We start from the raw sequence: 25,175 nt of genomic DNA on the forward strand, positions 1-25,175 counted from the left end.
GGGGGTTGCCCCAGACCCCGGCTGGCATAACGATGCCAGGTTGGCCAGCACGCTTGCTTCCACAGGGCTGCGAAGCGACCTGTGCATTACGCCCAACCGAATATCTCGCTTGCGCCATCCCTACGCTAACGACAAGCTATTGCTGCTACGCTTTGTCGTCTCACGGAAATAAGGCTTAACCGGATGCGCATTCTCATCACTGGCGGTGCTGGTTTTATCGGCTCAGCCCTTATACGGCACTTGATCCTTGATACCGGGCATCAGGTCCTGAACTTCGACAAACTGACGTACGCCGGCAATCTCGAATCGTTGAGCAGCATCGATCACGACAGCCGCTACGAATTCGTGCAGGCCGACATCGTCGACCAGGCGACCGTCAGCAAGGTACTGGCGCGGTTCCAGCCCGACGCCATCATGCATCTGGCAGCCGAATCCCATGTAGACCGTTCCATCGATGGCCCGGCGGACTTTGTCCAGACCAACATCGTCGGCACCTACAGCCTGCTGGAAGCCACCCGGGCCTACTGGCAGGGCTTGCCCGAGCCGCAGAAGCGCGCGTTTCGCTTCCACCACATTTCCACCGACGAAGTGTATGGCGACCTGCACGGCGTCGATGACCTGTTCACCGAAACCACCGCCTACGCCCCCAGTTCTCCTTATTCGGCCAGCAAGGCTGCGTCCGACCATCTGGTGCGAGCCTGGCAGCGGACATACGGCTTGCCCGTGTTGCTGACCAACTGCTCGAACAACTACGGGCCGTTTCACTTCCCCGAGAAGCTGATTCCGCTGGTGATCCTCAACGCCTTGGCCGGCAAGCCGTTGCCGGTCTACGGCGACGGCCAGCAAGTGCGCGACTGGTTGTATGTCGAAGACCATGCCCGGGCGCTGCTCAAGGTCGTCACTGAAGGGGTGGTTGGCGAGACTTACAACATCGGTGGCCACAACGAACAAAAGAACATCGATGTCGTGCGCAACATCTGTGCGCTGCTCGAAGAACTGGCGCCGCACAAGCCTGACGGGGTCGAGGGCTACGCCGACCTGATCACCTTCGTCAAGGATCGCCCCGGCCACGACCTGCGCTACGCCATTGACGCCGGCAAGATCGAACGGGAACTGGGCTGGACGCCTCAGGAGACGTTCGAGACTGGCCTGCGCAAAACCGTGCAGTGGTACCTCGAGAACCTGCTGTGGTGCCGACGCGTCCAGGATGGCAGCTACCAAGGCGAGCGATTGGGCTCGCTCGACAACAAGGAATCGCTTAAATGACCAAGGGTATCGTTCTGGCCGGTGGTTCCGGCACGCGCCTGCACCCCATTACCCTGGGGGTTTCCAAGCAACTGCTGCCGGTGTACGACAAACCGATGATCTATTACCCGATTTCGGTGCTGATGCTGGCGGGCATCAAGGACATCCTGGTGATCTCGACTCCCCAGGACCTGCCGCAGTACCGCAGCCTGCTGGGCGATGGAAGCCAGTTCGGCGTGCAACTGAGCTACGCCGAGCAACCCGCGCCCGACGGCCTGGCGCAGGCCTTCCTGATTGGCGAACAGTTCATCGGCGATGATTCGGTGTGCCTGATCCTGGGCGACAACATTTTCCACGGCCAGCACTTCGGCGAACAATTGCAGAACGCCGCCAGCCGGCAGAGTGGTGCGACGGTGTTCGGCTACTGGGTCAAGGACCCCGAGCGCTTCGGGGTGATCGACTTCGATTCGCAAGGGCGGGCCATTTCCATCGAGGAGAAACCTGCCGTGCCGAAGTCCAGCTACGCAGTGACGGGCCTGTATTTCTACGACAACGATGTAATCCAGATCGCCAAGGCGGTGAAGCCGTCCAAGCGGGGCGAACTGGAGATCACCGACGTCAACAATGCCTACCTGCAACGCGGCGACTTGCACGTGGAACGTTTTGGCCGCGGCTTCGCCTGGCTGGACACCGGTACTCACGACAGCCTGCTGGAAGCCTCGCAATACGTGCAAACCATCGAGCATCGCCAAGGCCTGAAAGTGGCGTGCCTGGAAGAAATCGCCTACCAGCAAGGTTGGGTCAGCCGCGAACACGTCATCGAGCGCGCCAACTACTTTGGCAAGACCGGCTACGGCCAATACCTGTTCAAGATCGCCGGAGAAAACCGATGAAGGTCACGGCTACCGCATTGCCGGAGGTCTTGCTGATCGAGCCGAAGGTCTTCGGCGATGACCGCGGTTTCTTCTTCGAGAGCTTCAATGCCCGGGCATTCGCCGAAGCCACCGGGTGCACGTTGCAATTCGTCCAGGACAATCATTCGCGCTCGGCCAAGGGCGTGCTGCGCGGCCTGCATTATCAAATCGAACAGGCCCAGGGCAAACTCGTGCGGGTCACAGCCGGAGAGGTCCTTGACGTCGCAGTAGACATTCGCCGCAGCTCGCCTTCGTTCGGCCAATGGGTGAGTGTCCACTTGTCGGCGCAAAACCATCATCAACTCTGGATCCCACCAGGATTCGCCCACGGCTTCGTGGTGCTGAGCGAGTCGGCGGACTTTCTCTACAAGACCACCGACTATTACGCCCCCGCAGCCGAGCGCTGCATCCGTTGGGATGACCCCGAGCTGGCCATTGACTGGGCGCTGGACGGCGAGCCGATCCTCTCGCCCAAGGATCAGGCCGGCAAGGCCCTGCATGAGGCCGACCTGTTCCCATGAGTGCTCCCCTGCGCATCCTGATCATCGGCCGCAACGGGCAGGTATCCCGTGCCCTTCAATCCCGCCTGGCGGACATGGGCGAGCTGATCGTGCTCGGCAGCAGCCAACTCGACCTGGCACACTCTGGGCGCATTGCGCCGTCCATCGCCGCGGCACGGCCCGACCTGATCATCAATGCGGCGGCGCATACGGCCGTGGACCAGGCCGAGAGCGAACCCGCGCTGGCCTTCGCCATCAACGGGACGGCGCCGGGTGTCATCGCGCAGGTGGCCATGGAGCAGGGGGTGCCACTGATCCACTACTCCACCGATTACGTCTTCGATGGCCGCAAGCCCGCGCCTTACCACGAGGGCGACACTCCCACCCCCTTGGGCGTCTACGGGCAAAGCAAACTGGCGGGTGAGAACGCCATTCGCCAGGCTAGCGGGCAGCACCTGATCCTGCGTACCAGTTGGGTGTACTCCACCGAAGGCCGCAACTTCCTGCTGACCATGCAACGCTTGCTGCAAGAGAAACCGCACTTGCGGGTGGTCGCTGACCAGATCGGCGCTCCTACCTGGGCTGCAACGATCGCCGAGAGCACCGCAAGAATCATCGAGCGCTGGCAGGCTGGGCATGGTGGCGACTGGGGCACTTATCACTTGACGGCCCAAGGCGAGACCTCCTGGTTCGGCTTCGCCCAGGCCATCGGTGAAGGCCTGAGCGAGCAACACAAGCGGTGTGCAGTGATCGAGCCCATCCCGTCCAGCGATTACCCGACGCCGGCCCCGCGCCCGCTGAACTCGCGCCTGGACTGCACGCGCCTGCTCCAGCAGTGGGGGGTGAGCCAGCCAGACTGGCGTAGCGCGTTGCAACAGTGTCTTGCTGGACAACCGTAGGCATAATGCGCTTGTCCCCACAGGCGCCTGATGCTCATGAACTCCACCCTTCCCCGCAGACCCCGTTGGCGCAGCCTGGCCTTGCTTGCGCTGTGCCTGGCGCCGTTGTTGTGGCCGCTGGAGCATCTGGCCGAGCGTTATTACCGCAGCGAACTGGCCGGGCAGAACCGCCAGACCCTGGACCTCTACGTCGCCAACCTGCTGGGCACCCTGCACCGCTACGAGGTGCTGCCGCAGATCCTCGCCGACCTGCCGGCGTTGCGCGCCGCGCTGTCGGCCCCGGACGACGGGGTCACCCAAGGCAATGCCAACCGGCTGCTGAAAAACATCAGCACCCAGACCGGCGCCGAAGTCATGTACCTGATGGACGCCAACGGCAAGACCCTGGCGGCTTCGAACTGGGATAAGCACGACAGCTTCGTCGGCCGCAACTTCGCGTTCCGCCCGTACTACATCGAGGCCATGGCCGGACGCCTGGGGCGCTTCTTCGGCCTGGGCACCACCTCGGCCAAGCGCGGTTATTTCTTCGCCGCCGCGGTGCGCGATCGCGAAAAAGTCATTGGCGTGCTGGTGGTCAAGGTCGACCTGGACCACACCGAAAGCCTGTGGGGCAAAACCCCGGAACAACTCTTGGTTACCGATCACAACGGCGTGGTCATTCTCACGTCGCGGCAAGACTGGCGCTTTCGCGCGACGCGTCCCTTGAGTGAGGACGAACGCAAGGCCATCAGCGCCGTGCAGCCCTATCCGACCCGCGACCCCAAACCACTGAGCCTGGATGACAACGCCTGGCTGACCCAGACCCAGTCCATCGAGGAGACCGGCTGGAGCGTGAGCATCCTCGCCCCGCGCACGTTGATCGACCGACCGGTACGCACCGTGCTCACGATCGGCGGTGCGGCGCTGCTGGTGTTGATGCTGCTGCTCGGGTTGATGATGCAGCGTCGGCGCCATTATCTGGACCGGATCGCCTTCGAAGCCAAGGCGCGCCATCAACTGGAAGGCCGGGTCGCCGAGCGCACCAGCGACCTGGAAGGCCTGAACCGGCGGCTCAAGCAGGAAGTGCTGGAGCGCGAGCAGGCCCAGCAGGAGCTGGTGCGGGCCCAGGATGACCTGGTGCAGGCCGGCAAACTGTCGGCCCTGGGCACCATGTCGGCGAGCATCAGCCACGAACTCAACCAACCGCTGGCGGCAATCCGCAGCTACGCCGAAAACGCCGAGATCCTGCTCGACCACCAGCGCACCGACGACGCCCGGGGCAACCTCAAGCTGATCAGCGAGCTGACCGGGCGCATGGCCTCGATCATCGCGCACCTGCGCGCGTTCGCCCGCCGCGACCGCCACGCCCCGGAAAGCGTTGCCTTGCAACCGGCACTGGACGACGCGCTGGCGCTGCTCGCCAAGCGTCGCCGCAGCATGGAGGTGGAGTTGATTCGCGACCTGCCGGCCGCGACGCTCTGGGTCGAGGCCGGGGAAACCCGCTTGCGCCAGGTCCTGGGCAACCTGCTGGCCAACGCCCTCGACGCCCTCACCGAGAAGGGTCCGCCGCGCAAGCTTTGGCTCAGCGCACAGGCCACCGAAACCGGCGTCAACCTGTACATCCGCGATAACGGCCCAGGCTTCTGCATGGAAGCCCTGGGCCGCGCCGGCGAACCTTTCTATACCACCAAGACCCGGACCCAGGGTCTTGGCCTGGGGCTGGCAATCTGTGACACCTTGATGCGCGCCTTCGGGGGCGAACTGTCGTTCGCCAACCACAAGGAGGGCGGCGCCTTGATCACCCTGAAGCTGCGCGCCGGCGCGCCCGGAGTGAGCCTGCAACCGTCCGAGGACCGTAGTGTATGACCATCGATAACCGGATTGAGGTGGTGCTGATCGACGACGATCCCCACCTGCGCCAGGCCTTGAGCCAGACCCTCGACCTGGCCGGACTGAAGATTTTGCCCCTGGCCGAAGCCAAGGGCGTGGCCGGGCAATTGCCCCGTGATTGGCCTGGCGTGGTGGTCAGCGATATCCGCATGCCGGGCATGGACGGCCTCGAACTGCTGAGCGAGCTGCACGCCCAGGACCCGGAGCTGCCGGTGCTGCTGATCACCGGCCACGGCGATGTGCCGCTGGCGGTGCAGGCGATGCGTGCCGGGGCCTACGACTTCCTGGAGAAACCCTTCGCCAGCGACCACCTGCTCGACAGCGTGCGCCGGGCCCTGTCCTTGCGTCGGCTGGTACTGGAAAACCGTAGCCTGCGCCTGGCCCTGAGCGATCGGCATGAGCTCAGCGCACGGCTGGTGGGCCAGTCCACGCCCATACTGCGCCTGCGCGAACAGATCGGCGCATTGGCGGCCACCCGCGCCGACGTGCTGATCCTGGGTGAAACCGGCGCCGGCAAGGAAGTGGTCGCCCGCGCTCTGCACGACCTCTCGGCACGCCGCAACGGCCCCTTCGTGGCGATCAACGCCGGAGCCCTGGCCGAATCGGTGGTGGAGAGCGAACTGTTCGGCCACGAGCCCGGCGCGTTCACCGGTGCGCAGAAACGCCGCATCGGCAAGTTCGAGTTCGCCAACGGTGGCACGCTGTTTCTCGACGAAATCGAAAGCATGAGCCTGGACGTCCAGGTCAAGCTGCTGCGTCTGCTGCAAGAACGCATGGTGGAGCGGTTGGGGGGCAATCAGCAGATCCCGCTGGATATCCGCGTCATCGCCGCGACCAAGGAAGACCTGCGCCAGGCCGCTGACCAGGGACGTTTTCGAGCCGACCTGTACTACCGCTTGAACGTCGCGCCGCTACGCATTCCACCGCTGCGCGAGCGGGGCGAAGATGCCCTGGTGCTGTTCCAGCACTTTGCCAACGAGGCCAGCGCCCGCCACGGCCTGCCGCCCCACGAACTGCAGCCAGCGCAGCGGGCGCTGCTGCTGCGTCACAGTTGGCCAGGCAACGTGCGCGAACTGCAGAACGCCGCCGAACGCTTTGCCCTGGGCCTGGAGCTGGCCCTGGACAACAGCGCGCCGGACGGCAGCCCCGGCGAACCGGTCGCGATGGTCAGTGGCGGCTTGAGCGAACAGGTGGAAAACTTCGAGAAAACCCTGATCGCCGCCGAGCTGGCGCGTCCCCACAGCTCGGTCCGCAGCCTCGCCGAAGCCCTGGGCATCCCGCGCAAGACCTTGCACGACAAGCTGCGCAAGCACGGGTTGAGCTTCGGCGACACTAGCCACGGCGCCGCCGACGAAGCCGATTGAGACATCGGCGTTACCGCCACCTTCCTGTCCCGCCAGAGGCCCCTCGATGAACCGCGACACGCGTTACCTGGAATCGATCCTGCACCACGACATCCCGCTGACACGGGACATGGGCCTGGAGGTCGTCGATTGGCAGGCCCGGCAACTGCGGTTGTTCCTGCCGCTGGACGCCAACGTCAATCACAAGAGCACCATGTTCGGCGGCAGCCTGTATTGCGGCGCGGTGCTCGGCGGCTGGGGCTGGCTGCACCTGGCCCTGCGCGAAGAAGGCATCGAAGACGGGCATATCGTGATCCAGGAAGGGCAGATCAGCTATCCGCTGCCGGTCACCGGCGATGCGAACGTGATTTGCGACGCGCCGCAGGAAAACACCTGGAAACGCTTCCTCGCCACCTACCGCCGCCATGGCCGGGCGCGCATCGCCTTGCAGACGCGGGTGCTGAACACCTCAAGCAAGGACCCGGCGGTGCAGTTCGAGGGGCAGTACGTGTTGCATCGCTGAAACAGCGACCACCCGTGGCGAGGGAGCTTGCTCCCGCTCGGCTGCGCAGCAGACGCTTTGGGGCCGCTGCGCAGCCCAGCGGGAGCAAGCTCCCTCGCCACGGTCACTTAGGAACGCGCCAACTCCAACAATTTAGCCCGCCAGGCCGCCTTCGCCGGCAACGCCAGGAACGATGCATTGAGCAGCGACTCCCGCGGTGGGTAACAGAACGGCTCGCCACTCAGGTCCAGCACCTCGCCACCGGCCCCTTCCAGCACACCCTGGGCGGCGGCGGTGTCCCATTGGGACGTCGGCGCCAGGCGTGGATAGCAATCCGCCGCGCCTTCGGCCACCAGGCAAAACTTCAACGAACTGCCGATGCTGGTCAGTTGCAACTCACCCAGGCTGGCACTCAGGCCTTGCAACAGGCGCTCCTGCTCCGGGCTGCTATGGCGACGACTGGCGACCACGGTAAAGGCCTCGCCCGGCGCCAGCGAGTTGCGCACCGCGACAGGCACGGGGTCACCGCCCTTGTCGCCGCGCCAGGCCCCGAGGCTCGCGCCACCTGCGTAGTAGCGGCCAGTGGTGGGCATCGACACCACGCCAAACACCACACGCCCTTGTTCAATCAGGGCGATGTTGACGGTGAACTCCTCGCTGCCGGAAATGAATTCCTTGGTGCCATCCAGCGGGTCCACCAGCCACCAGCGCTGCCAACCGGCGCGCACGTCCTGGGCGATATTGGCGTCCTCCTCGGACAGGATCGCAATGTCCGGGGCCAACGCCGCCAGCCCGGCGACGATCACATCGTGGGCAGCCATGTCGGCGGCGGTCACCGGCGACTCGTCGGCCTTCTGGGTGTTTTGCACGTCAGCGCGCCAGAACGGCAGGATCGCCTCGCCGGCCTTGAGCGCCAGCGCCACCACGGGGGCCATCAGGGGATGAGGGAAATTCATGAGAAAAAGGCTCCGCGTTGGGTCAGCAGGTCACGGGCCAGGTATAGCGCCGCCAGGGCACGCCCCTCGGTGAATTGCGGGTTTTGCGCCAAGGCCGAGAGTTCATGCAGATTGACCTTGTCCACGCGCATCGGCTCGGGCTCATCGCCCTCCAGCCGCTCTTCGTACAGGTCGGTCGCCAACACCACCTGGATCTTCTGGCTCATGTAGCCGGGCGACAGCGACAGTTCGGTCAGGTGTTCCAACTGACGCGCGCCGAAACCGGCCTCTTCCTTGAGCTCACGCTCGGCCGCCGCCAGCACGTCTTCACCTGGCTCGATCAAGCCCTTGGGCAGGGACAGCTCGTAGGCATCGGTGCCACCGCAATACTCTTCCACCAGCACCGCATGGTCGGCGTCGAGCATCGCCACGATCATCACCGCGCCGTAACCCGCACCCTTGCTCGCCAGGCGTTCGTAAGTGCGCTCCACGCCGTTGGAAAAACGCAGCCTCAGCTCTTCCACACAGAACAGACGGCTGGTGGCGACGATGCGGCGATCGAGTATGGTGGGTTTCTGGCGCATATACGGCTCCCTGGGCGATAGCGGGCTACTATACCCGGCCTATTCTGATTGTTTGTGTCGGATATCCGATTACCGCTGGAGAAGTTTTATGGCCTTGCTGCCCTGGCACGAGATCGACACGGTGCTGCTGGACATGGACGGCACCTTGCTGGACCTGCATTACGACAACCATTTCTGGATGGAACACCTGCCCCAACGCTACGCCGAACTGCACGGCGTGAGCCGGGCGATGGCCGAGATGGAGCTGCAACCGCTGTTCGAGCGCAACGCTGGCCAGTTGCAGTGGTATTGCCTGGATTTCTGGAGCACCGAGCTGAAACTGCCGGTGCGCGAATTGAAACTGGAAACCGCTCACCTTATAGCCTTGCGTCCGGACGCCGATACCTTCCTGGCGGCCATCAAGCAGGCGGGCAAGCGGGTGGTGATGATCACCAATGCCCACCGCGATTCGCTGTCCCTGAAGCTGGAACGCATCGAGTTGGCGCCCTACTTCGAGCGCCTGATCAGCTCCCACGACTACGGCTTCCCCAAGGAAAACCGGCAATTCTGGGACGCCTTGCAAGCCGACCTGAATTTCGACCCGGCCCGCAGCCTGTTCATCGACGACACCTTGCCGGTGCTACGAAGCGCCCGGGATTTCGGCGTGGCGCACCTGCTGGCCGTCAGCGAACCGGACAGCCGCAAAGGGCCGAAGGACACGGGTGAATTCGCGGCGTTGGTGGATTACCGAACGCTCATCGAAGGGCTCTGACGCGATCAATGTGGCGAGGGCGCTTGCTCCCGCTGGACCGGGCTGGCGCTCCAGTGCGCAGCGCTCCCCGAAAATGCGACTGCTACGCAGCCGAGCGGGAGCAAGCTCCCTTGCCACAGGTATCGGTTACTCAGGTATACGCAACACCTGCCCCGGATAGATCTTGTCCGGGTGCGACAGCAGCGGTTTGTTGGCTTCGAAGATCTTGTTGTACTTGTTCGCATCCCCGTACTCGGCCTTGGCGATCGCACTGAGGGTGTCACCTTTTTTCACCGTGACGAAACGTGCCGCCTGGGCCACCGGACCGGTGACGGTGATCTGGTCGTCGACGCTGCCGACACCGGCAATATTGCCCACCGCCAACAAGATCTTTTCCTTCTCTTCCTGGCTTGCCACTTCACCGGTGACGGTGACGGTGTCGCCCTCGATGGTGGCATGCACATTCGGATTACCGAGACCGACCTTGTTGATGTGTTCTTTCAACTGCTCGCTCGCATCAGCATTGCCGGGCGTCAGCAGGTCGATCAGCTTTTCACCTGCTTCCTTCACAAAGCTAAAAAGACTCATGGCATACGCTCCTTGATTAGGTATCCAGACGCCAAAGACTAGACCAAGCCAGGCGAACCCGACGCCAAGCCGACCAATGACCCCGTCACGCACAAGCGCTAGAATCCGAATCTTCCCGCGCGCTGGAGCGAAGATGGACATCAAGCAGCTGAAATTTCTCATCGCCCTGGATGAAACCCGTCATTTCGGCCAAGCCGCCGCCCGCTGCCACATCACCCAGCCCACCCTGTCGATGCGCCTGCGCAGCCTCGAGGAGGAACTCGGCCTGCCACTGGTCAACCGCGGCCAGCGCTTCGAAGGCTTCACCGCCCCGGGAGAGCGCGTGCTGGCCTGGGCGCGCACGGTGCTGGCCGCCCATGACGGCCTGCTGGCGGAGGCGGCGGCCTGTCGCGGCAACCTGGCGGGTACGCTGCGCCTGGGCGTGGTGCCGTTGTCGGACTTCGACCCGCTGTCGATGATGCAGCGCCTGCACGACGAGCACCCCAACCTGCGTTTCGAATTGTCGTCCCTGAGCTCCGAACAAATCCTCGAACAACTGGCGAACAACCGCATCGACCTGGGCATTTCCTACCTGGAACGCCTGGACAACGAACGCTTCGAAGCCCTGCCCTTCAGCCAGACCCGCATGGGCCTGCTGTATGACCAGCGGTATTTCTTCTTCGGCGAACAAGCGCTGAGCTGGCAAGCGTTGATTGAACTGCCGTTGGGCATGCTCACCAGCGGCATGCATTTTCGCCAGTCCATCGACTATCACTTCCACAGCCGGGGCCTCACGCCGCAACCGCTGCTGCAAACCGACGCCGTGCATCAATTGTTGCAAGCGGTGCACGGCGGGCTGTGTTGCGCGGTGATGCCGCTGGACAGTGGCCTGGACGTCCTCACCGAAGACTTGCGCATCCAACCCATCGACAGCGCGCACACCCTGGTGCCGCTGGGGATGATCATGCGGCGTGGCGCACCCCGCTCGGCGCTGGCGGAAGCCTGTTTCGCGCTCTATCAGAAATCAGCGACAGCTTCTTGATCGACGTCATCTATTGATAGATCAGTAATAGCGATTAGACGTGGCAGATTGCCGCATTTAGTCTTGTCACTATTCCACACATCGGTGATGTCATGAAAACCAAGCCTCCGGCCTGCCCGGTGCCCGCGGTGCAAGCACCCGTGCCCACCGCGAGCCAGAGCTATCAATACGTCAACCTGGACCACTCCCAAGCCGACAGCGCCGCGCTGGCCGAGGAAGTGGCGTTGGCGATCGCCTATAACGGCATCAGCCAGGCCGTGATGCTGGTCACCCCCACCGACCTGGAAGACTTCATCGTCGGTTTCAGCCTGGGCAGCGGCATCATCGAAGACGCATCCGACATCTACGACCTGCAACTGAGCGGCAGTGGTTCGGCCCAGTCTGCCCAGGTGACCATCGCCAACCGCGCGTTCTGGAACCTCAAGCAGCAACGCCGGCAGTTGGCGGGCACCAGCGGCTGCGGATTATGCGGCGTGGAAGCGCTGGAACAGGCGCTGCCGAACCTCAAGGTCTTGCCCGGCGCCGCGTTGCCGCCCGCGCAATGGCTCGAAGGCCTGCGTCAGCGCATCGGCCAGTTCCAGCCATTGGGCCAATACTGCGGTGCGGTGCATGCCGCGCTGTTCATGAACGCCCAGGGCGAACTGTTGCTGGGCCGTGAAGACATTGGCCGGCACAACGCCCTCGACAAGCTGATCGGTGCGTTGGTCCGGCAACGGATCCAGGTCACCGGTGGCGTGGCGATCGTCACCAGCCGTTGCAGCCTCGAACTGATCCAGAAAGTGCTGCGTGCCGGCATCCAGACCCTGGTCAGCCTGTCGTCGCCCACCGGCCTTGCCGTGCAATGGGCCCGTCAACACAACCTCAACCTTATCCACCTGCCGCAAAAAAGTGCGCCGCGGGTCTACAGCCCTGCGATGGAGAATCACGCGTGAGCAATCATCAACAAGCCGACCAGAAACCCGTTCCGCGCTACAAGCCCTACAAGGGCCCAGCCGGTGGTTGGGGCGCGCTGATCAGCGTCGCCCAAGCCTGGTTGACCAGCGATAACGCGCTGAAAAACATCCGCATGATGCTCAAGACCAACCAGAACGGCGGTTTCGACTGCCCGGGCTGCGCCTGGGGTGACTCGCCGGAAAGCGGCATGGTCAAGTTTTGCGAGAACGGTGCCAAGGCGGTGAACTGGGAAGCCACCAAGCGCCGCGTCGATGCGGCGTTCTTCGCCAAGCACAGCGTGACCTCGCTGTTGGAGCAAAGTGACTACTGGCTCGAATACCAAGGCCGCCTGACCGAGCCGATGCGCTACGACGCCGAGACCGATCGCTACACGCCCATCGGCTGGGAAGCGGCGTTCGCCCTGATCGGCAAGCACCTGCAAGGGCTTTCCAACCCGAACCAGGCCGAGTTCTATACATCGGGCCGGGCAAGCAACGAAGCGGCCTATCTGTATCAATTGTTCGTCCGCGCCTACGGCACCAACAACTTCCCCGACTGCTCGAACATGTGCCACGAAGCCAGCGGCGTGGCGCTGTCCCAGAGTGTAGGCGTGGGCAAGGGCACGGTGACCTTCGACGACTTCGAGCACGCCGACGCCATTTTCGTCTGGGGCCAGAACCCCGGCACCAACCACCCACGGATGCTCGAACCGCTGCGCGAAGCCGTGAAGCGCGGCGCCCAGGTGGTGTGCATCAACCCGCTCAAGGAGCGCGGCCTGGAGCGTTTCCAGCATCCGCAGCACCCGTTCGAAATGCTCACCAACGGCGACAAGCCGACCAACACTGCCTATTTCCGCCCGGCGTTGGGTGGCGACATGGCGATCCTGCGCGGCATGGCGAAGTTCCTGCTGCAATGGGAACGTGACGCCCAGAAGGCTGGCGCTCCAGCGGTGTTCGACCACGCGTTCCTCAATGAACACAGCGTCAACGTGCTGGATTACCTGGCCGTGGTCGATGACACACCGTGGGAACAGATCGTCGAGCAATCGGGCCTGTCCCTGGCGGACATCGAGCAAGCGGCGCGCATGTACGCCAAGAGCAAGAATGTGATCATGTGCTGGGCGATGGGGATCACCCAGCATCGCCATTCGGTGGCAACCATCCAGGAAATCGCCAACCTGATGATGCTGCGCGGCAACATCGGCCGTCCGGGCGCGGGCCTGTGCCCGGTACGCGGCCACAGCAACGTCCAGGGCGACCGCACCATGGGCATCAACGAACGCCCGCCGACGGCCTTCCTCGACGCGCTGGAGCGGCGCTTCCAGTTCAAGGTGCCCCGCGAGTACGGCCACAACGTGGTCGAGGCGATCCACGCCATGGCCAGTGGCGAGGCGAAAGTCTTCATCGCCCTGGGCGGCAACTTTGCCCAGGCCACGCCGGACAGCCATCGGACCTTCGAGGCCCTGGCCAACTGCGACCTGACCGTGCAGATCAGCACCAAGCTCAACCGCAGCCACCTGGCCCACGGGAAGGAAGCGCTGATCCTGCCGTGCCTGGGCCGTACCGACATCGACCTGCAAACCGAAGGCGCGCAAGCGGTCACCGTCGAGGATTCCTTCAGCATGGTCCACGCCTCCAAGGGCCAGTTGCAGCCACTGTCCAACCAGATGCGCTCCGAACCCTGGATCATTGCCGGCATCGCCGCCGCCACGCTAGGCAGCCGTCCGGTGGACTGGAACTGGCTGGCGGCCGACTACAACCGTATTCGCGAGCTGATCGCCGACACGGTGCCGGGCTTCAAGGACTTCAACGAAAAGCTGCAGAACCCCGGTGGTTTCTACCTGGGTAACAGCGCCGGCGCGCGTCGCTGGAACACCGCCTCGGGCCGGGCCAATTTCAAACCCAACCTGCTGCCGGCCGACCTGGTGCATGAACGCACTCGCTCCACCGGCCAGCAGCCCGACCTGATCATGCAATCGATGCGCTCCCACGATCAGTACAACACCACCATCTACGGCCTCGACGACCGTTATCGTGGCGTGAAGGGCCAGCGGGACGTGTTGTTCGTCAACGAGGCGGACATCGTTCGCCTGGGCTTCAAGCCAGGGCAGAAGGCCGATATCGTCTCGCTCTGGGATGATGGCCGCGAGCGTCGGGTCAAGGGCTTCACCCTGCTCGCGTTCGACATTCCTGCCGGGCAGGCCGCGGCCTATTACCCGGAAGTGAACCCCCTGGTGCCGCTGGAAAGCACCGGTGACGACAGCCACACGCCGACGTCGAAGTTCGTGGCGATCCGCCTGGAAGCGGCGAGCGAGAATGGCCTGATCCTGGCCAAATCGGCCTGATCATACCGGTGGCGAGGGCGCCTGCGACCTCGCCACGGGAATTTTCCAACGCCCACGAAAAAGGCCGTTTTCCTAAGAAAACGGCCTGTCCGAAGTAGCTAAAGACCGGCCAAAACACCTTAAGTTCCGCACTAAAAACAATAACTTAGAGAATTGTGCACAAGTCGTGCTACTCGTCGGATTTCGATTGTCACCAAGCGAAGCCAGCCTCAGGATCGCGCCGTCATCCCTTTGAGGCTCCTCTATGAAGTTCTCCTCCATTCTCTTGTTGTCCCTTGGCCTGGTCAGTGGCATCGCTTCTGCTGGCGGTACTGCCGAAGCAGGCGTTGGCGGCGCATTGGGCGGGGTTTTGGGTTCGGTCGTCGGCCAGTCCCTGGGCGGCAACACCGGCTCCACTATCGGCGCAGCCCTGGGCGGCGCGGGTGGTAGTGCAGTTGGCGCAGACAAACACAGCCGTGGCGAAGCAGCCATCGGCGGCGCACTGGGCGCAGCCGGCGGTAACGTGGTTGGTCGCAGTGTCGGCGGCAGCACCGGCAGCCTGATCGGCGCGGCAGCGGGCGGTGGCGCCGGCGGCGCGCTGGGTAACTACATGGGCAAGGACGACGATGATGATCGTCGCTATGAAGGGCGCCGTGGAGATCGCCGCTACTACCGTGACGGTCACCCCGGTCGCGGCCATGCCTACGGGCATCGCAAGCATCGCCACCACTATCGCGACTGATCGCTGATTGCTACAGCGATAAAAATCGCAGCCTGCACAGCGCTCCCCCAGCGCCTGATCGCACGCTGCGATTTTTCGTTTCAGACCACCAGTCGCTCCATCGCCCCGCGCAACCGGTCTGGAATAGCCACGGGTCGATTCGACGCCCGGTCCACGAACACGTGGACAAAGCGCCCCGCCGCACACGCCTCCTCCTCGCCCACCTTGAAGACCGCCAATTCATACTGCACGGAACTGCTGCCCAGCTTGCCCACCCGCAAGCCGATTTCGATCCGGTCTGGAAAGGCGATCGACGCAAAGTAATCGCAGGCCGAACTCACCACGAATCCCACCACGTCCCCTTCATGGATATCCAGGCCACCCACTTCGATCAGGTAGGTGTTCACCGCCGTGTCGAAGAAGCTGTAGTAGGTGACGTTGTTGACGTGACCGTACACATCGTTGTCGTGCCAGCGCGTGGTGATGGCTTGCAGATGCGGGTACTCGCTACGTTGCGGCATCAGGTGTCCTTTGCGATTGTCGAAGGGTCCACGGGAGCGGCGGCCTAGCCCTGGGCAAAACCCTTGCCCTGCACGGCCAGCTCGCCAATCAGGCGTGCAGGCTGCCAATGGTCGCCTTGCCTCGTCTCGAGCGCCAGCAGGCGAGCATGAATGTCTTCAAGCCCTTGGCTGTCCGCCCAGGCCATCGGCCCGCCCTTGTCTGCGGGAAAGCCGTAGCCGTTGAGGTAAACCAGGTCTATGTCGTGGGCCGAGGCGGCAATGCCTTCCTGCAGGATCTTCGCCCCTTCGTTGACCAACGCCAGCAAGCAGCGCTCCAGGATCTCCTCGCGGCTGATCTCGCGACGCTGGAAACCCAGTGCTTGGCTGACCTCCTGCACCAGAGCGTCGACCTCGACATCCTGTTCGGCCTGGCGGCTGCCAGGTTCATAGTGATAGTACCCGTTGCCGCTTTTCTGGCCGAACCGGCCCAGCTCGCACAAGCGGTTGTCCACTTGCACCTCGGGCGCATCCTGACCTTTGCCCGCCAACTCGCGAGCCCGCCATTCCAGGTCGATGCCGACCACGTCATACATGCGGAACGGGCCCATGGCAAAGCCGAAGCCTTGCAAGGCCGCATCCACTTGATGAGGGAATGCGCCCTCCAGCAGCATCTTGCGGGCCTCCAGCACATAAGGGTGGAGCATCCGGTTACCAATGAAACCGTGGCAATTGCCCGAGACCACGCTGACCTTGCCCATGCGCTTGCCCAACGCCAGCGCCGCCTCCAGCACGGCCTTGGACGTTTGGGCACCGCGAACGACTTCCAGCAGTTTCATGATGTGCGCCGGACTGAAGAAGTGCAGCCCCAGGACTTGGCCGGGGCGGCCGGTGACGCCCGCGATGGCGTCGATGTCCAGCGCCGACGTGTTGCTTGCCAGGATCGCCTCGGGTTTGAGCTGGCTATCGAGCTCACGGAAGATGCTTTGCTTGAGCTCAAGGTTTTCGTACACCGCCTCGATCACCAGGTCCACGTCGCGGATTGCCGCGTAGTCGTCTGCGCGGGTGACCCGCGCGATCCGGGCATCGGCTTCGCCCTGGTCGATACGTCCCTGGCGCACGCCATGGGCGTAGGTCTCAGCCACCGCGACCAGAGCCTGCTCAAGCATCCGGGGATTGTTGTCGACCCACTGCACCGCCACTCCGGCATTGGCCAGGCACATCACAATGCCCCGCCCCATGGTGCCTGCACCGACGACGGCGGCGCGCTGAATATCGAAGGGTGTCTGGCTCATGTTTGCTCTCTTGTTGGCGATCCAAAGACAGCCTTCACCTTAGTCAGCGTGAGACTTTTTTTGAAATTTATTCGTGTGATGGCGGGCATTCAGCGGATGGATGCGGCACAACCATGCGCTGCGTGGCTTCCTAATTTTGCTCACTACAGCTGATTTGAAATATGTAGGCAGGATCGTAGATGCTTTTGCCCAATATATTTTCTAAAGCCTCAAGCTGCGACCTCGTTAGATCATAGCCCTCCCATCCTTGCTGATCGGCAGTCCAACCCATCACCTTTTTTAGAGTTTCGTCATAACCCTCTGGTAGCGTCTCTTCAAAAACGAGAAACCCCGTTCCATTGTCAAAAGCTTCAACTGTATAGATCACGGCTCGACGCTCCTGGTTTTATCTGCGGGTTTGGTTTTCTCACCAGAAATCGGATCATATTCACCAAGATGCTGACCCCGTTTGTTATACATCTCGACGGCACCGTGTTGAGAGTCCCATTCAAAAATGGTTCCTTTAGCTGTTTTCCAGCGTTTTCTGAGCGCGCCACCACCCTTGACCCGGGTTTTGCGAGCCGCACGCAGTGCGTCTGGAAAGGCGATCAACTTATCTGGGGCGGGGTAATATTCATGATCCCCAGGCACACTTAATACAATGTAAAGCGGCGAAACCCCCGAACCCACCGGAAACACAAGAATGAAATCCTTGTACTCCGGTGGATAAATCGGATTGACGATAATGCTGTCCGCCGCAGGAGTCGGTGGAAAGACCCAGATAGGGGGTGCCTGGGGAGCGGCCTCCAAGGCCGGTATTCCCAGCGTCGCCGAAGGATCCTGCGCTGGCGTCCAGATCAATTCGACCCCATCGCCAAAGTCCGCGACATAGAGGTCGCCGCGAACCTCGAAGGTCACCACCGGAATCATTTCCCAGTCAGGTCGTGCCTGGGTGTTGTAGCCATATCCTTTCAGCGTCCCGTCGGCTCGGGTTTCGATATGCAAGCGCACACGGGTGCGAGCTTGTTCCAGGGAGCGCAATTGATCTTCGGTATAGAGTGAGCCGTCACCCAGGCTGGTAGGCGCCAACAAGCCCACCAGCCCCAGCAGCGCTCCGGCCGCCACAGGTGCGGAGATCGCGCCGACAGCAGCACTGGTGCCTGTACCGATTGCGCTCAATGCCGTTCCACCCAAAGCGAACGTTCCGAAGCTGGCCGGCAACGCACCGGTGATTCTTTTCAGCGGTACGCGCCCCGACTCATCTACCTGGCGCCCACCCAGCAGCGTCACCGTGCCGTACTCTTTCACGAGCTCCGTAGGGATGTAGCCGGTTGGATTGCAGTAGTCGATTACCGCATCGGGCAACTTGCAGGATTTGGTGAATACGCAGCCCCGTGTGGCGGAAGCGTGCTCTTGGTGCAGCTGGGCCAGACGCGCCTTCATGTAAGCGTCCTGTCTGCCGAGCATGGCGTCGTGGCGTTGTTGATCGACTTCGCGCTTGGCCAGCTCGGCTGGGGTCATACCCCGCAGCCTCCTATAGCCCCAGTCGCCACCATGGCGCTCCCAGACCTGGGGCTCACCGGGTTTTCCTTTACTCATCGTTCGTCCTTGCCCGGCCGTATCAACCCGGATTTGAAAGGGTGTGACGAACCTTACCGAGCAACCGAAAAAACGCTTAGCAGACGCTTCCTAGACTGTTGTGGGATCGTTCCTCCTTATTGCAATGAACAACGATTTGACGGCCGTGATACCTCAGCCTTCGGGACAAAGCGGCGAGTCGAGAATAGGTCGGGGGGATGAAACGCTACTGGAGATACCGCGTGAGGGGGCCTTCGGCCTCGCCATGAGGCGTTACAAGTTCGGGCATTCTGATGCTTCGCTCCCGTTCCGTTTGCGCGCTAAGGTGCGCCGTCTACATGCGTTGCGTCAGGCCAGGAAGCTTGACGCCCAGCACTCTGTTCAAGGACTGAACCATGCCACATCCATCTACCGCATTACGCGCGCTTATGCTTGCGTCGGCCTCGCTGTTGGCCGGTTGCCTGACCCTTCCCGAACGATCTGGCGCGGAGCCGACCACGTTCGAAACACCGGAATATTTCGCCCAACAAGGCTTGGCAGTGGTAAAGGCCTCGGCTTTATACGCCCGCGGCGGCACCGGCCAGGACGTCGTGGTGGCGCTGGTCGACTCGGGGCTCAACACCCACCTGAAGGAGTTCGAGGGCAGGTTGAGTGACCCCGGATTCGATTATGTCGAGAATCATCCCGGCACGCTCGACCGCGTCGGCCACGGCACGCAAATGGCCGGCATCCTCGCCGCCAACAAGGATGGCCAGGGCATGCATGGCATCGCCTTCAATGCCCGGTTGGTACCCTTTCGCTTCGGCGACGACAACGAGCCGTTTTTCTTCGATAGCAACATTGCCCACTCCTGGCAAAGCGGATTCGACAAAGGTGCTCGCCTGTTCAACAACTCCTGGGCCAATGCCATCCCGGCAACCGAAATCACTGAGGCGCGCTACAACCAGGTGATGCCCGACGCCTTGGCGGTCGCCCGGAAACTGGTATCCGACGGTGCCGTATTCATCTTCCCGACGGGTAACGAACTCAAGCGTGAGCCCCTTGCCGAACCTGGCTTGCCGCGGGCGCTTCCCGAATTGGAGAAGGGTTGGATCGCGGTCGTTGCATTGAAAAACGACGGCAGCGCCATCAATGGAAAATCCAACTATTGCGGCGTTGCAGCCGCCTGGTGCATCGCGGTCCCCGGCGGCGACACAGGCGCAGAGGCCGGGCTGCTCACCGTAGGCAAGGATGGTCGCTACGTGCAAACCGCCGGCACATCGCCGGCCGCCGCCTTAGTCAGTGGCGCGCTCGCGGCGCTACAAAGCCTGTATCCAACACTCAGCCCGCAACAAGTCCGTGAACACCTCCTGGCGACAGCCAACCGCTCGGGTATCTATGCCAACAGCGAAGCCTACGGCAGAGGGTTGATGGACCTTGAGGCAGCCTCGTTACGCCGGCCTGGACACATGACGGACTGAGGGAAAACCCTGAAGCACATTGCACCGAAACCGCCAACGGCAAGACGCCTTTGGCTCGCAACTTGGGAAAAAGGAAATGACCATGTCGTACAAACTCGCCTTATCCACCACCTTGATCCTGTCCCTGCTGCTGGGCGGATGCATGGAAATCCCGGAAGAGCCGCCCATTCTGGCTATCGAAACTCCAGGGGCTGGACCTGCAACATCCTGACAGTCCGATTAATTTTTCCAGGGTGCTCGAAAGCCGGTGAAGGCTTTATCGCAGCGGTTTTCCCTGGGACTGTCCAGGTGCGAGCAGGAAACCATGGCCGCCGCCTTTCATCCCTCGAACGAATCATCCCCATAAAAAAACCGCCCCGAAAGGCGGTTTTTTCATCGCTGTCCGAGCCTTACAGCTGCGGGCCAGCGGCCTTGATGGCGTCGCTCACGTCGAACTTCTTGAAGTTCTCGGTGAACAGACCGGCCAGTGCCTTGGCCGCTTCGTCGTAGGCAGCCTTGTCAGCCCAGGTGTTGCGTGGGTTCAGCAGGCCGGTCTCGACGCCTGGAACCGCCAGCGGCACGTCCAGGTTGATGATGTCCAGGTGTTCGGTTTCAGCACCGATCAGCGCGCCGCTCTGGATGGCCGCGATCACCGCACGGGTGGTCGGGATGTTGAAACGCTTGCCAACGCCGTAGCCACCGCCGGTCCAGCCGGTGTTGACCAGGTAGACCTTGGAGCCGAAGCCACGGATGCGCTTGATCAGCAGTTCCGCGTATTCACCGGCAGGGCGCGGGAAGAACGGGGCGCCGAAGCAGGTGGAGAAGGTCGACTTGATGCCGCTGCCCGAACCCATTTCGGTCGAGCCCACCAGTGCGGTGTAGCCGGACAGGAAGTGGTAGGCGGCCTGTTCTTCGCTGAGGATCGACACCGGTGGCAGTACGCCGGTCAGGTCGCAGGTCAGGAAGATCACGGCGTTTGGCTCGCCACCGAGGTTCTTCGGTGCGCGTTTTTCGATCAGTTCACGCGGGTAGGCCGCACGGCTGTTCTGGGTCAGGCTGTCGTCGGCGTAGTCGGCTTTCTTGGTGACCGGGTCCAGGACCACGTTTTCCAGTACGGCGCCGTGCTGGATGGCTTTCCAGATCACCGGCTCGTTCTTCTCGGACAGGTCGATGCACTTGGCATAGCAACCGCCTTCGATGTTGAAGACCACGCCCACACCCCAGCCGTGCTCGTCGTCGCCAATCAGGTAACGGCTTTCGTCGGCGGAAAGGGTGGTCTTGCCGGTGCCCGACAGGCCGAAGAACAGGGTCACATCGCCCTCTTCGCCCATGTTGGCGGCGCAGTGCATCGGCAGCACGTCAGCGGCCGGCAGCAGGAAGTTCTGTACGGAGAACAGGGCTTTTTTCATTTCACCGGCGTAGCGCATGCCGGCGATCAGCACTTTCTTGGCCGCGAAATTGATGATCACGGTGCCATCGGAGTTGGTGCCGTCGCGCTCAGGCTCGCAGACGAAGTTGGGCGCGTTGAGGATCTGCCACTCATCCTTGCCACCGGCGTTGTACTGCTCGGGGTTGATGAACAGGCAACGGCCGAACAGGTTGTGCCAGGCGGTCTCGGTGGTCATCTTGACCGGCAGGTAGTGCGCAGGATCGGAACCTACATGCACATGGGAGACAAAACGCTCGCGCTCGCCCAGGTAGGCCTCGACACGGTTCCACAGGGCATCGAACTTGTCGGCCGGGAACTTGCGGTTGATCGGCCCCCAGGCAATGGCGTCCTGGGTGGTTGGCTCTTCAACAATGAAACGGTCGACTGGCGAACGGCCGGTACGATGACCGGTACGAACAACCAGTGCGCCGGTATCGGCAAGCTCGCCTTCACCGCGATTCAGGGCTTCTTTGACCAGTTCATCGACACTCAGATCGGTGTACACGGCGTTATTGGCTTGCGTCATGAGATTCCCCGTCGGCCCGTGGCCGAGTGCTCCAAACGTTTTGTAGTAGGAAGTCGCGCACTACTACCCGAAAAAAGTGGGCCGGATTATGCCAGAAATGCCCAAAAAGAGTAGGGCCCTCCCGTCAGTACGGCGTAAATCCGGCGTTTGCCAGGAGATTTACCTGCGCTGAACCGTTTTAGTGACGAGTATCTGACGGTGTGTCGACACCCGCACCGGCGAACAATTGAGCAATGTCCGCCGCGTCGAACAGGTAGCGCTCGTTGCAGAATTGGCAATCGATTTCGATGGCGCCACCGTGCTCGATCACCAACTGCTGCGCATCTTCCAGACCCAGACTGACCAGCGCATTGCCGGAACGTTCACGGGAGCAACTGCATTGGAAGCGCAACGGCTGGCCGTCGAACAGGCGCACGGCCTCTTCGTGGTAAAGGCGATGGAGCACGGTTTCGTTGTCCAGCCCGAGCAGTTCATCGGCGCTCAAGGTGCTGGCCAGCGCGGTGATGTGCTGCCAGCTGGCGTCGCGTTCCTCGGGGTCACGAATACGGTCGGCAGGCAATTGTTGCAGCAGCAGGCCGCGGGCACGCCGCCCGTCGGCGTACAACCAGAAACGGGTGTTGGTCTGCTGGGACATGACGAAGTAGTTGGTGAAGCATTCGGCCAGGGTCGCGCCGTCGAGATCGACAATACCTTGGTAGCGCTTGCCCTGGGTCGGATCGACCGTGAGGGCCAGCACGCCATTGGGCATCAGGTCGGCCAGGGTCGCGTCGGGCGCGATCTGCTCGGCGTCATAGCGCGCCAGGCCGCGGATCTCGCGTTCACTGGAACACTCGATCATCAGCAGCGGCACGGGGCCTTCGGAGCGGGCCTGGAGAATCAGCAGGCCATCGAACTTCAGGGTGCCGACCAGCAACGCCGCCGCTGCCATCAGTTCGCCGAGCAGTTGCGCGACCGGCTCTGGATAGGGGTGCTTGGCAAGGACTTCGGCGTAGCTACGCTCCAACGCCACCAGCTCGCCGCGGGCGTCGCTGTCATCGAAGATGAAACGTTGGGTGTAATCGGTGTCCGGTAAATCAGTCATAGAGTCTGGTATCTGAGGTGATGACAATGGATGGCAGGCATTTTATGGGCAATCAGGGTGGGTTCCAAGCAAGGTGAGGACCTGGCTGACGGGAAGAGGTCGGCGCAATCGCTGATAAGCATCGTGGCGAGGAAGCTTGCTCCCGCTCCACAATCTGCACTCCATTCGCATCACTGATTGGCAACCCCCCCAGTGCTTACTCGCTATTGTCGCCCCGAAACTTGAACAGGTCTCGACGCTGCTTCTTGCTTGGCTTGCCATCGGTGCTGACACCCAGGGCCCCCGCCTTGCGTTGCGCAGCCGCGGCTTCGCGCTTGGCGATGCTCGCTTCGGTTTCGTGATACAGCGCCTGGGCCTCCGGCGCCCCGCGACGCACGATCGACAGGGCTTCGACCACCACGGTTTTCTCATCGAAACCGGTGCGAACGACAAATTCATCGCCGACACGCGGTTCCTTGCCCGGCTTGCAACGCTCTCCGCGGTGATGGACCTTGCCGCTTTCGATGGCGGCCTTGGCGAGCGCGCGCGTCTTGTAGAAACGCGCTGCCCACAACCATTTATCGAGACGGACCTTGTCGTCCTCTTCCTTTTTTTGTGCCACTGCAATTCCTCTCCACTGCCAATGGTCAGAACTGTACTACCGTTTTTGACGGGCGCACGAATCCGGCCCGACGGATAGAATGCCGCCAGGCCGCTCCATCGGACTGGATGTATAAATCGGTGAGCGCGCAGGCGGGTAGATAACTGTCGCCATTTTGTGATTATTCTGCGTGAATACCGCGATTCGCGGAGTCCACGATTCGATGTACTGATCGCAGGTTGTTTTATTGAAGACTTTTGACCATTTGACCGTCGTCGGTCTGCGCGAGTGGGTTGCGCTCCCGGATCTGGGAGTCGCGGGCCTGCGGGCAAAAATCGACACCGGTGCCAGCACCTCCAGCCTGCACGCCACGGACATCGAACCGTTCGAGCGCGATGGCGAGAAGTGGGTGCGTTTCACCGCACACCTCGGCACGGTGGTGCAGTTGCGCCATCGCCGCTGCGAAGCCCCGCTGGTAGCGCGCAAGACCATCAAGAGTTCCAACGGCCACGCCCAGGTCCGCTACGTGATCAGCACCACGTTGGCGCTGGGTGATCGGGTCTGGCGGGTCGAGTTCACCCTGGCCTGCCGCAAATCCATGCGCTATCGCCTGCTGCTGGGTTCCAAAGCCTTGATCGACGGCCAGTTGGTGGTCAATCCAGGTACCAAATACGTTCAAGACAAGCCGGCATTCCCGGTGTCCACTACCTCTGCCACAGGTGTTGCATGAAGATCGCTGTGCTGTCGCGTAATCCGCGTCTGTATTCCACTCGCCGCCTGGTTGAAGCCGGCACCGAACGTGGCCATGAAATGGTGGTGATCGACACCCTGCGCGCCTACATGAACATCGCCAGCCACAAGCCGCAGATCCATTACCGCGGCAAGCCGCTGGAAGGCTTCGATGCGGTGATCCCGCGCATCGGTGCCTCGGTGACCTTCTATGGCTGCGCGGTGTTGCGCCAGTTCGAAATGATGGGGGTGTATCCCCTGAATGAATCCGTGGCCATCGCCCGTTCCCGCGACAAGTTGCGCTCGCTGCAACTGCTGTCACGGCGCGGTATCGGCTTGCCGGTGACCGGCTTTGCCCACTCCCCCGACGACATTCCCGACCTGATCGCGATGGTCAACGGTGCGCCGCTGGTGATCAAGGTGCTGGAAGGCACCCAGGGCATCGGCGTGGTGCTGTGTGAAACCGCAACGGCGGCGGAGTCGGTGATCGAGGCGTTCATGGGCCTGAAGCAGAACATCATGGTGCAGGAGTACATCAAGGAAGCCGGCGGCGCGGACATTCGCTGCTTCGTGGTCGGCGACAAGGTGATCGCCTCGATGAAGCGCCAGGCCAGGCCCGGGGAGTTCCGCTCCAACCTGCATCGCGGCGGCAGCGCGAGCCTGATCAAGATCACCCCGGAAGAACGCATGACCGCCCTGCGCGCCGCCAAGGTCATGGGCCTGGCTGTCGCGGGCGTGGACATCCTGCGCTCCAATCACGGGCCGCTGGTGATGGAGGTCAATTCCTCGCCGGGCCTGGAAGGGATCGAGACGACCACGGGCAAGAACGTGGCCGGCATCATCATCGAGCATCTGGAAAAGAATGGCGGGCCGAACATGACCCGCACCAAGGGCAAGGGCTAGGAGCAGTTGCGAGCTTCAAGCAGAGGCCAATC

General features: G+C 62.4%; 26 protein-coding genes. 16 read left to right on the forward strand and 10 right to left on the reverse strand.

Annotated elements, in window-relative coordinates:
* Window positions 1–183 precede the first annotated feature (183 nt).
* From rfbB to AD664_RS19430, 7 genes are read left to right on the forward strand one after another with little or no spacing between them, the layout of a single operon-like run.
* On the forward strand, window positions 184–1,266 hold the full coding sequence (rfbB, locus tag AD664_RS19400; RefSeq protein WP_053148747.1) for a dTDP-glucose 4,6-dehydratase: 1,083 nt from the start codon (window positions 184–186) through the stop codon (window positions 1,264–1,266).
* The gene (rfbA, locus tag AD664_RS19405) at window positions 1,263–2,138 is read left to right on the forward strand and encodes a glucose-1-phosphate thymidylyltransferase RfbA (protein WP_053148750.1); all 876 of its coding nucleotides are present in this window, start codon (window positions 1,263–1,265) and stop codon (window positions 2,136–2,138) included. Before rfbB ends, rfbA begins: the two co-directional genes overlap by 4 nt.
* Window positions 2,135–2,680, forward strand: coding sequence for a dTDP-4-dehydrorhamnose 3,5-epimerase (rfbC, locus tag AD664_RS19410; RefSeq protein WP_053148754.1), 546 nt, complete (start codon window positions 2,135–2,137; stop codon window positions 2,678–2,680). Before rfbA ends, rfbC begins: the two co-directional genes overlap by 4 nt.
* Window positions 2,677–3,558, forward strand: coding sequence for a dTDP-4-dehydrorhamnose reductase (gene rfbD, locus AD664_RS19415; RefSeq protein WP_053148758.1), 882 nt, complete (start codon window positions 2,677–2,679; stop codon window positions 3,556–3,558). The genes rfbC and rfbD overlap by 4 nt, the downstream gene beginning before the upstream one ends.
* Window positions 3,559–3,594: 36 nt before the next feature.
* Window positions 3,595–5,403, forward strand: coding sequence for an ATP-binding protein (locus AD664_RS19420; protein ID WP_053149077.1), 1,809 nt, complete (start codon window positions 3,595–3,597; stop codon window positions 5,401–5,403).
* Entirely contained in the window at window positions 5,400–6,791 is a 1,392-nt protein-coding gene (locus AD664_RS19425) for a sigma-54 dependent transcriptional regulator (RefSeq protein WP_047736196.1), read from the forward strand. The genes AD664_RS19420 and AD664_RS19425 overlap by 4 nt, the downstream gene beginning before the upstream one ends.
* Window positions 6,792–6,837: 46 nt before the next feature.
* Window positions 6,838–7,293 carry a YiiD C-terminal domain-containing protein gene (locus AD664_RS19430; RefSeq protein WP_053148761.1) on the forward strand — a complete coding sequence of 152 codons (456 nt, stop codon included), beginning with the start codon at window positions 6,838–6,840 and terminating at the stop codon, window positions 7,291–7,293.
* A gap of 107 nt (window positions 7,294–7,400) precedes the next feature.
* Here the strand turns inward: AD664_RS19430 and cysQ are convergent, their stop codons facing one another.
* Together cysQ and nudE are read right to left on the reverse strand one after the other, a co-directional pair.
* Window positions 7,401–8,228, reverse strand: coding sequence for a 3'(2'),5'-bisphosphate nucleotidase CysQ (cysQ, locus tag AD664_RS19435; protein WP_053148764.1), 828 nt, complete (start codon window positions 8,226–8,228; stop codon window positions 7,401–7,403).
* The gene (gene nudE, locus AD664_RS19440; protein WP_053148767.1) at window positions 8,225–8,791 is read right to left on the reverse strand and encodes an ADP compounds hydrolase NudE; all 567 of its coding nucleotides are present in this window, start codon (window positions 8,789–8,791) and stop codon (window positions 8,225–8,227) included. Before nudE ends, cysQ begins: the two co-directional genes overlap by 4 nt.
* Window positions 8,792–8,879: 88 nt before the next feature.
* On the opposite strand from nudE, the gene yrfG reads away from it, so the two are divergent.
* Window positions 8,880–9,542, forward strand: a complete 663-nt coding sequence (gene yrfG, locus AD664_RS19445; RefSeq protein WP_042729435.1) for a GMP/IMP nucleotidase — start codon at window positions 8,880–8,882, stop codon at window positions 9,540–9,542.
* Window positions 9,543–9,668: 126 nt separating this feature from the next.
* Here the strand turns inward: yrfG and lysM are convergent, their stop codons facing one another.
* Window positions 9,669–10,109, reverse strand: coding sequence for a peptidoglycan-binding protein LysM (gene lysM / locus AD664_RS19450; protein WP_047736200.1), 441 nt, complete (start codon window positions 10,107–10,109; stop codon window positions 9,669–9,671).
* Window positions 10,110–10,242: 133 nt separating this feature from the next.
* On the opposite strand from lysM, the gene AD664_RS19455 reads away from it, so the two are divergent.
* The 4 genes from AD664_RS19455 to AD664_RS19470 all read left to right on the forward strand — a co-directional run bounded on the left by AD664_RS19455 (window position 10,243) and on the right by AD664_RS19470 (window position 15,128).
* A complete protein-coding gene (locus AD664_RS19455) occupies window positions 10,243–11,130 on the forward strand; it encodes a LysR family transcriptional regulator (RefSeq protein WP_042729433.1) in 888 nt (295 codons plus the stop codon).
* 92 nt (window positions 11,131–11,222) lie between these two features.
* Window positions 11,223–12,062 carry a formate dehydrogenase accessory sulfurtransferase FdhD gene (gene fdhD / locus AD664_RS19460; protein ID WP_053148771.1) on the forward strand — a complete coding sequence of 280 codons (840 nt, stop codon included), beginning with the start codon at window positions 11,223–11,225 and terminating at the stop codon, window positions 12,060–12,062.
* Window positions 12,059–14,407 carry an FdhF/YdeP family oxidoreductase gene (locus AD664_RS19465; protein ID WP_053148773.1) on the forward strand — a complete coding sequence of 783 codons (2,349 nt, stop codon included), beginning with the start codon at window positions 12,059–12,061 and terminating at the stop codon, window positions 14,405–14,407. The genes fdhD and AD664_RS19465 overlap by 4 nt, the downstream gene beginning before the upstream one ends.
* Before the next feature lie 244 nt (window positions 14,408–14,651).
* Window positions 14,652–15,128: a glycine zipper domain-containing protein gene (locus tag AD664_RS19470; RefSeq protein ID WP_042729430.1), complete on the forward strand. Its 477-nt coding sequence runs from the start codon at window positions 14,652–14,654 to the stop codon at window positions 15,126–15,128.
* An 80-nt stretch (window positions 15,129–15,208) separates the two neighbouring features.
* Here the strand turns inward: AD664_RS19470 and AD664_RS19475 are convergent, their stop codons facing one another.
* The 4 genes from AD664_RS19475 to AD664_RS19490 all read right to left on the reverse strand — a co-directional run bounded on the left by AD664_RS19475 (window position 15,209) and on the right by AD664_RS19490 (window position 18,477).
* On the reverse strand, window positions 15,209–15,628 hold the full coding sequence (locus AD664_RS19475; protein ID WP_053148776.1) for a thioesterase family protein: 420 nt from the start codon (window positions 15,626–15,628) through the stop codon (window positions 15,209–15,211).
* 44 nt (window positions 15,629–15,672) lie between these two features.
* Complete coding sequence (locus AD664_RS19480; RefSeq protein ID WP_053148778.1) at window positions 15,673–16,899, reverse strand: 3-hydroxyacyl-CoA dehydrogenase; 1,227 nt, start codon at window positions 16,897–16,899, stop codon at window positions 15,673–15,675.
* Between the two features lie 130 nt (window positions 16,900–17,029).
* Entirely contained in the window at window positions 17,030–17,266 is a 237-nt protein-coding gene (locus AD664_RS19485) for a hypothetical protein (protein ID WP_042729427.1), read from the reverse strand.
* Window positions 17,263–18,477 (reverse strand): colicin E3/pyocin S6 family cytotoxin, encoded by a 1,215-nt coding sequence (locus AD664_RS19490; RefSeq protein ID WP_053148781.1) that lies wholly within the window; start codon window positions 18,475–18,477, stop codon window positions 17,263–17,265. The genes AD664_RS19485 and AD664_RS19490 overlap by 4 nt, the downstream gene beginning before the upstream one ends.
* Before the next feature lie 374 nt (window positions 18,478–18,851).
* On the opposite strand from AD664_RS19490, the gene AD664_RS19495 reads away from it, so the two are divergent.
* Window positions 18,852–19,916, forward strand: coding sequence for a S8 family peptidase (locus AD664_RS19495; protein WP_053148783.1), 1,065 nt, complete (start codon window positions 18,852–18,854; stop codon window positions 19,914–19,916).
* Window positions 19,917–19,998: 82 nt separating this feature from the next.
* Complete coding sequence (locus AD664_RS27945; RefSeq protein ID WP_256207111.1) at window positions 19,999–20,127, forward strand: hypothetical protein; 129 nt, start codon at window positions 19,999–20,001, stop codon at window positions 20,125–20,127.
* Window positions 20,128–20,305: 178 nt separating this feature from the next.
* Here the strand turns inward: AD664_RS27945 and AD664_RS19500 are convergent, their stop codons facing one another.
* The 3 genes from AD664_RS19500 to AD664_RS19510 all read right to left on the reverse strand — a co-directional run bounded on the left by AD664_RS19500 (window position 20,306) and on the right by AD664_RS19510 (window position 23,532).
* Window positions 20,306–21,850, reverse strand: a complete 1,545-nt coding sequence (locus AD664_RS19500; protein WP_053148785.1) for a phosphoenolpyruvate carboxykinase — start codon at window positions 21,848–21,850, stop codon at window positions 20,306–20,308.
* 178 nt (window positions 21,851–22,028) lie between these two features.
* A complete protein-coding gene (hslO, locus tag AD664_RS19505) occupies window positions 22,029–22,931 on the reverse strand; it encodes an Hsp33 family molecular chaperone HslO (RefSeq protein WP_042729424.1) in 903 nt (300 codons plus the stop codon).
* Window positions 22,932–23,127: 196 nt separating this feature from the next.
* Window positions 23,128–23,532 carry an RNA-binding S4 domain-containing protein gene (locus AD664_RS19510; RefSeq protein WP_053148787.1) on the reverse strand — a complete coding sequence of 135 codons (405 nt, stop codon included), beginning with the start codon at window positions 23,530–23,532 and terminating at the stop codon, window positions 23,128–23,130.
* Window positions 23,533–23,776: 244 nt separating this feature from the next.
* Here AD664_RS19510 and AD664_RS19515 point away from each other — a divergent pair, with 244 nt between their 5' ends.
* Both AD664_RS19515 and rimK read left to right on the forward strand, forming a co-directional pair.
* Entirely contained in the window at window positions 23,777–24,241 is a 465-nt protein-coding gene (locus AD664_RS19515; RefSeq protein ID WP_172679747.1) for an ATP-dependent zinc protease, read from the forward strand.
* Window positions 24,238–25,143: a 30S ribosomal protein S6--L-glutamate ligase gene (gene rimK / locus AD664_RS19520; protein ID WP_042729421.1), complete on the forward strand. Its 906-nt coding sequence runs from the start codon at window positions 24,238–24,240 to the stop codon at window positions 25,141–25,143. Before AD664_RS19515 ends, rimK begins: the two co-directional genes overlap by 4 nt.
* Window positions 25,144–25,175: the final 32 nt, after the last annotated feature.

Origin of the sequence: Pseudomonas sp. P97.38 (assembly GCF_001269745.1) — a bacterium.
Lineage (GTDB): Bacteria > Pseudomonadota > Gammaproteobacteria > Pseudomonadales > Pseudomonadaceae > Aquipseudomonas > Aquipseudomonas chlororaphis_E.